The organism is Roseobacter sp. EG26 (genome assembly GCF_049830555.1).
In the GTDB taxonomy this organism is placed as follows: Bacteria; Pseudomonadota; Alphaproteobacteria; order Rhodobacterales; family Rhodobacteraceae; genus Roseobacter.
On sequence record NZ_JBNBLH010000023.1, the window covers coordinates 25,734 to 32,148 of the forward strand.

Consider the following 6,415-nt stretch of genomic DNA (forward strand, 5'->3'; position numbering starts at 1 on the left):
GGGAGGCTTCCATGAAGAAGATTTCAAATGCCAAATACGAGGCGGAACTCGCCCGATTGCAGATCGAACTGGTCAAATTGCAGGAATGGGTCAAGCATACCGGTCACCGCGTGGCGATCATCTTTGAAGGTCGGGACGCGGCAGGCAAGGGCGGCACGATCAAGCGCATCACCGAGGCTATGAACCCCCGCATCTGTCAGGTTGTGGCGCTGCCAGCGCCCACGGAGCGGGAAAAGTCGCAATGGTATTTTCAACGCTATGTGACCCATCTCCCTGCGGCTGGAGAGATCATCATTTTTGACCGGTCATGGTATAATCGCGGCGGCGTCGAACGCGTGATGGGGTTTTGTACAGACGAGGAATACAAGGAGTTCATGCGTAGCTGCCCCGAATTTGAACGCATGTTGGTGCGCTCGGGCATTCAGCTCATCAAATACTGGTTTTCGGTCAGCGATGAAGAACAGGAGCGGCGGTTCCAAAAACGCCTGACAGATCCGACAAAACAGTGGAAGCTCAGTCCGATGGATTTGGAAAGCCGAAAACGCTGGGTCGATTATTCAAAGGCGAAAGACGATATGTTCGCGCATACGGACATCAAACAGGCCCCGTGGTTCGTGGTGAATTCCGACGTCAAGAAACACGCGCGTCTCAACTGCATCAACCACCTGTTGAGCCTGATACCCTACGAGGAGATCGAACGGCCCCCGGTTGAGCTCGAAGAACGCCCCGCGCAACGCGGATATGTGAGACCCCCGATGGGCGATCAAACCTTCGTGCCGGAGGTTCATGCGGAGCTGATCTAGAGCATTTTCGAAAACTGCTTTAGCCCGCCATTGCGCTCGCGCCTCCTGCTGTCATCTTTGCGCGGAGGCCAGCGCCAAGCCATCGGCCACTGCGGTAAAGACTTCGCTGAATGCGTGCCGTGCGTCCGGGAAGAGCATCTTCATGCTTTGGGCGACCATGGACATCATGCTGGAGCCTCCCACATAAATTACCTGCTCAATCTGATCCGGTGCCAATCCAGCCAAACGCGCGGTCTCCCGGGCACCATCACGCAGCTGGTGCGCATGTGGTGCAAGTATTTGGTCCAGTTCGTCAGCCTGCAATGGAACAGCAAGGCCCCGCTCGATCACACCCAGCGCAATATGAGACTGCTGCCCCTGTGAATTGACCGCGATCTTTCCCTTTTCAACCGCGAAGGCAAGGTCATGCCCAAGCTCATCACGCAGCACGGAGACAAGCCGTTGCAGCTTTTCAGGCTCCTCTGCCAGTCGCTGCATTTCACCCGCTGCACGCCGATCCTGCCCCGTGTAGAGAAAGGGAATTTTTTCCCAGGTCGCAAGATCATTGAAAATTGCATTCGGCACCGGGGACAGACCCGGACCAATGACTTTGCGTAATTGCGTGCCCTTACCCAAAAGCGGCATCACACGATCAATGCTGATCGCCCGGTCAAAATCCGTACCGCCAATGCGCACTCCATGGTTGGCCAGTATGGACACGGCGCCCCGCTCCGATCGAAAAACCGAAAAATCTGAGGTGCCACCACCGATATCAACAATCAGCCCGCAGGTTGACCCGTGCGCCAATGCACCGCTGGCAATGGCTGCGGCTTCGGGCTCAGGCAGGAATTCCACACCCCTGAAACCTGCGGCCAGATAGCAGGCGCGCAGATCCGCTTCGGCCCGGTTTTCGCGCGGATCGTTCTGACCATGAAAAACCACGGGGCGCCCAGAGAGTGCGCGGTCGAATGTCAGCCCCGTCTCATGCTCGGCCCGGGTTTTGACGTGCTTCAAAAACCGCGCGATCACATCGACAAAGGTAACCCGCTCATTCAGAATCTGGCGTTTTTCATGCATCAACGCGGTGCCCAACACACGTTTTAGCGCCCGCATAAACCGGCCATCGGCACCATCCAGCAAAGCTTGGTTAGCAGGTTCCCCGATCAGAGTTTGCCGGGTTTCGAAATCGAAAAAGAAAGTCGTCGGTATCGTGGTCTTGCCATCTGCCAATGCAATCAGACGCGGTGTGCCATTGTGCAAAAACCCGGCGGCAGTATTCGATGTGCCAAAATCGATCCCCAACACGTGGCCATCTGTGCCCATGCGCGCGCCCTCTCCCGGATTGAAACAAAGAGCAGCGGTTTATGGATCGAATGCGGATGCGTCAAGCGGATGATGCGGTTTGACGGGCACCTCATCTCGGCTGGCAACTTGCGCGGAATGCATTGGCAACGCTGAGGTCCACAAAAATTCATTTGGCCCCGGACATTTTGCCGGTCTAACCTTTGACACGTCACCTGCATCACGCAGGGACATTATGGGAGGAGACATTATGACTGACCGTATGCGTTTTGGCATATTCCTTGCGCCGTTTCACAAGCCGGGCATCAATCCGACACTTGCGCTTGAACAAGATCTTGAACTGGTCGAATGGCTGGACAGGTGTGATTATGACGAAGTCTGGTTTGGCGAACACCATTCCGCCGGCTCCGAAATATCGGCCAGCCCCGAACTCATGATTGCCACGGCAGCACCGCGCACAAGGCATATCAAACTCGGCACAGGCGTCGTTTCCGTCAGCTATCACAACCCACTTTGGGTAGCGGAAAAAATCGTTCAGCTTGATCATCTGACCCGAGGCCGTGCGATGCTCGGTCTTGGTCCAGGATCCTTGCCCACCGATGCGGCGATGATCGGCTTGTCCCAAAAAGACACCCGCGGCCTTCTGGCCGATGGCATTGATATCATCACACGCCTGCTGCGATCCGATGAGCCGGTAAATTTCGAAAACGACCGCTGGACCCTCAAAGATGCCCGTTTGCATCTGCGGCCTTATTCGAATTTCGATCTCGTCACTGCCGCCGTAGCCTCCCCTACCGGGCCGAAGCTGGCGGGCAAATATGGCACCGGCATGATCTCCATTGGCGCCACAACGGCTGCGGGGTTTGACGCATTGGCCCTGCATTGGGATGTGATCGAAGAAGAGGCAAAACACTACGGCCACACACCGGATCGCTCGAAATGGCGGTTGGTGGGCCTTTGTCACATCGCTGAGACCGCCGAACAGGCCAGACGGGATGTGGAATACGGTATCGAACACTGGTTCAACTACTTCCAGGAGATCGCCGCCTTCCCGCAAATGTCGATGCCAGGTCAGAACGCCAAGGAGATGATCGACTTCATCAACGACAGCGGTTTTGGTGCGATTGGGACGCCCGAGATGTGCCGGGCACAGATTGACCGTCTCTGGAAGCAGTCAAACGGCGGTTTTGGTGCCTATCTGATGCTTGCGCATAACTGGGCGAATTTTGACGCAACCCGGCGCAGTTACGAGTTGATCGCACGTGAGGTTTTCCCGCATTTTCAGGGACAACATATGTCAACCATGAACGCGGCCATGAGAGCGCAGAAAATGCGGCCCGAACTTGCCGAAATCCACGCCAAGGCCGTGGAGACGGCACAAACCAACTACGCAGCGGAAAAAGAAAGCCGCGGCAGCAAGGTTGGTGAACCGGCTGAATAATCTGGGGTGCGCGCTTCAGCGCGCGCCGCTCCCATCGTGCTTCGGGCATTTGGCCTGAGTGTTCGTGACGGGTTTGTCCTTCCTGCCCATCCTTCCGGTTTTGCGATGGTCATCGATCCTCTGCCGCCACGCCAACCGCGAGCAAAACACCGCAGGTTTGCATCTGCTCGCGCTGCGGGCAGACGCTGCACGCTGCCGGATGGCCCATCAGGCAAACGAGATACGCACGTCACCAAAGCTGCCGAAATCTGCATGAATTTCGGTATGTGGCGGGCATTCGACAGGTCTGATGAAACTGCCCGACAATATCACCTGACCCGGTTCGATCTTCTGTCCATATTGCGCCATCCGTCGCGCCAGCCAAAGCACGCTTTCGACCGGGTCATTCAAAACACCGGCACCCAGACCAGTTTCCTCAATTTCGCCGTTACGATAGGTGAGTGCCCCCACCCAACGCAGATCGAACGCCTCTACAGCGTGACGCCGGGAACCGAGAATGACCCCCGCATTGGCGGCGTTATCACTGATCGTGTCATAAACGGTCCGGGGCTTTCCCGTCTGCGGGTCGCTGCGTTGAATGCGGGTGTCGAGGATTTCGATTGAGGGTGTAACGTAGTCGGTCGCCGCCAGGACATCTGCCCGCGAAATCCCTTCCCCGCCAAGGTCGGATTTCATCACAAAGGCGATTTCCGCTTCGATACGCGGCTGAATGAATCTGCCAGCCGGGATCGTCTGACCATGTTCGAACACCATGTCGTCAAAAAGGATACCGCTGTCGGGAATGTTGATACCCAGGGCATATTGCATCGCTTTTGACGTCAGGCCGATCTTCCAACCAATAACCTTGCGCCCGGCATTCAGCTTGGCACGATAGATGGCATTCTGCACCGCGTAGGCGTCATCCATACCCATTTCCGGATGGCGCAGGCTCAGCAGGCCGATTTGGTTGCCGTTCTTCTCCGCGTCCAGCAGGTCGGCGGCGGCACGCGCGTGATCCTGGGGTGTCATAGAATTTCATCCGCCACGCCATTGCGCAGAATACCGATGCCTTCCACCTCGATCTCAACGACATCGCCCGGCACCAGATACCGCGGCGGATCAAACCGTGCCCCTGCCCCTGTGGGTGTTCCCGTGATGATGATGTCGCCGGGTTGCAGCGTCATGAAGGTGGATATGTATTCGATCTCGCGCCGCACTGAAAAAACCATGCGGCTGAGTACATCATCCTGACGCAGCTCGCCGTTCACACGGGTAATGATGCGGGCGTCATCCAATTGGCTGGCCGTCTCGAAAGGAACCAACCAGGGCCCCAGGGACCCTGAACGATCCCAGTTCTTGCCTTGCGTCACGTTGAACTTCGCGTGCCTGACCCAGTCACGGATCGTCCCTTCGTTGCATAGCGTAAGCGCCGCGATGTGGTCGTAAGCGTCGTCTTGGGCAATCCGTCGCCCCTCCTTTCCGATCACGATCGCAACCTCGCCTTCGTAATCCAGCGTGTGGTTTTCAGGCGGGCGGATCAGGGGCTGCTCGTGACCCGTGAATCCGCTGGCAAATCGGGGGAAAAGAGACATGTACTTCGGTTGCGCGCTGCCATCCTTGTATTCGGCATTCCGGTCCGGAAAATTGACACCGACACAAAGGATTCGGGGCGCATTTGGCATGACCATTTCATATTGAAAATCGGTATGGCTTACGGCTTTGCCGGCAACGCTTGCTATCAGTTCACTGAACCCGCCCGCCCGCACGGCATCCCAAAGCGTTGGCCATTGCGGAAACTCAGGGCTGAGCGCGATCATGCCGCCATCAGCGACAGCACCGTAGTGTATCCGCCCTTCAGCCGAATAAGTTGCAATACGCATGGTCAGGCTCCCTTTCTGGCGCAGGTCCGTTCTTTGTCGAATTTCCCGCGGCTTTCACGGCGCGATGATTGGCGTGGCCTTCAGGTTGCTTTTGCGGGTGTCAACGCCCGTGAATGGTGTGCCGTGCTCAAACCAGCTTTTGGGCGCGGCAGCCCCCCACAGGGTTTGGCGTTGCGGATCTTTGAGATCCCATTTGATCGGTTCCAGATCAGGGTCGACGGTCTGGTAGTCAGAGCAATAAATCTCGATCCGATGACCATCGGGATCAAGAACATAGAGGAAAAATGCGTTGGAAATACCATGCCGTCCGGGGCCTCGTTCAATGTGGTCAACGTAGCCTGTTGTCGCCATCAGATCGAGCAGGTCAATGATATTGAGCGGTGTCGGCACCCAGAAAGCCACGTGATGCAGACGCGGGCCCGTTCCATTGGTGAAGGCCATATCATGAACCCCGCCCTTGCGATGCATCCAGGCCGCCCAAAGCTTTTTGCTTTCCTCATCTTCGGTGTATTCAGTGACCCGGAAGCCGATGTCGCTGTAGAAGGCCACGGAGGCATCAACATCGGGCGAGAAACAATTGAAATGGTCGATCCGTAACGGTTTGACGCCGCGGTAAAGCGCATATTTCTGATGAATTGGCTCTAGGCGGTCCATCTTGTGATAAAATTCCAGCGGAATGCCAATGTTGTCGCAGGTCAGCAAGGTGCGGCCCTGATAGGGGCGCTCTACCCAAGAGGTCGGGTGCCCAAGCGCTTTGAAGTAGCGTTCCGCGTTTGTGAGGTCGTTTTCGTCGAATGTCTTGAAGCCCATGACGTCGACGGTTCCGGGAGCGTCCGATTTCTGCAGAATCACGCTGTGATGGCCGCGCTCTTCCATGGCCCGCAGATAGATATGGCTGTCGCTTTCCCCCGTGCATTGTAGACCGAGAGTATTGCAGTAGAAGTTTTTTGATGCGGTGAGGTTGGTGACGTTCAGGCACAGGTGTGAGAGGCGGATGGTGTTGAAGTCTGGGTAGAGGTTGGGGGCTGGTA

General features: G+C 56.6%; 6 protein-coding genes. 2 read left to right on the forward strand and 4 right to left on the reverse strand.

The features are described 5' to 3' along the window. The first annotated feature begins 11 nt into the window (after positions 1-11). Positions 12-803 (forward strand): polyphosphate kinase 2, encoded by a 792-nt coding sequence (gene ppk2, locus ACOTTU_RS23930; RefSeq protein WP_425661886.1) that lies wholly within the window; start codon positions 12-14, stop codon positions 801-803. Between the two features lie 51 nt (positions 804-854). Here ppk2 and ACOTTU_RS23935 read toward each other — a convergent pair whose 3' ends face one another. Then, positions 855-2,105 carry an Hsp70 family protein gene (locus tag ACOTTU_RS23935; protein ID WP_425661888.1) on the reverse strand — a complete coding sequence of 417 codons (1,251 nt, stop codon included), beginning with the start codon at positions 2,103-2,105 and terminating at the stop codon, positions 855-857. 229 nt (positions 2,106-2,334) lie between these two features. Here ACOTTU_RS23935 and ACOTTU_RS23940 point away from each other — a divergent pair, with 229 nt between their 5' ends. After that, positions 2,335-3,525 carry an LLM class flavin-dependent oxidoreductase gene (locus ACOTTU_RS23940; RefSeq protein ID WP_425661890.1) on the forward strand — a complete coding sequence of 397 codons (1,191 nt, stop codon included), beginning with the start codon at positions 2,335-2,337 and terminating at the stop codon, positions 3,523-3,525. 207 nt (positions 3,526-3,732) lie between these two features. Here the strand turns inward: ACOTTU_RS23940 and hpaH are convergent, their stop codons facing one another. The 3 genes from hpaH to hpaD all read right to left on the reverse strand — a co-directional run. After that, on the reverse strand, positions 3,733-4,533 hold the full coding sequence (gene hpaH / locus ACOTTU_RS23945; protein ID WP_425661892.1) for a 2-oxo-hept-4-ene-1,7-dioate hydratase: 801 nt from the start codon (positions 4,531-4,533) through the stop codon (positions 3,733-3,735). Next, positions 4,530-5,384, reverse strand: coding sequence for a fumarylacetoacetate hydrolase family protein (locus ACOTTU_RS23950; protein ID WP_425661894.1), 855 nt, complete (start codon positions 5,382-5,384; stop codon positions 4,530-4,532). The genes hpaH and ACOTTU_RS23950 overlap by 4 nt, the downstream gene beginning before the upstream one ends. A gap of 54 nt (positions 5,385-5,438) precedes the next feature. Beyond that, on the reverse strand, positions 5,439-6,415 hold a 977-nt coding region (gene hpaD, locus ACOTTU_RS23955), incomplete at its 5' end, for a 3,4-dihydroxyphenylacetate 2,3-dioxygenase (RefSeq protein WP_425661896.1).

Bases quoted from the DNA above. Each gene is read 5' to 3' on its own strand.
- ppk2 (WP_425661886.1), top strand. From the start codon at position 12: ATGAAGAAGATTTCAAATGCCAAATACGAGGCGGAACTCGCCCGATTG.
- ACOTTU_RS23935 (WP_425661888.1), bottom strand. From the start codon at position 2,105: ATGGGCACAGATGGCCACGTGTTGGGGATCGATTTTGGCACATCGAAT.
- ACOTTU_RS23940 (WP_425661890.1), top strand. From the start codon at position 2,335: ATGACTGACCGTATGCGTTTTGGCATATTCCTTGCGCCGTTTCACAAG.
- hpaH (WP_425661892.1), bottom strand. From the start codon at position 4,533: ATGACACCCCAGGATCACGCGCGTGCCGCCGCCGACCTGCTGGACGCG.
- ACOTTU_RS23950 (WP_425661894.1), bottom strand. From the start codon at position 5,384: ATGCGTATTGCAACTTATTCGGCTGAAGGGCGGATACACTACGGTGCT.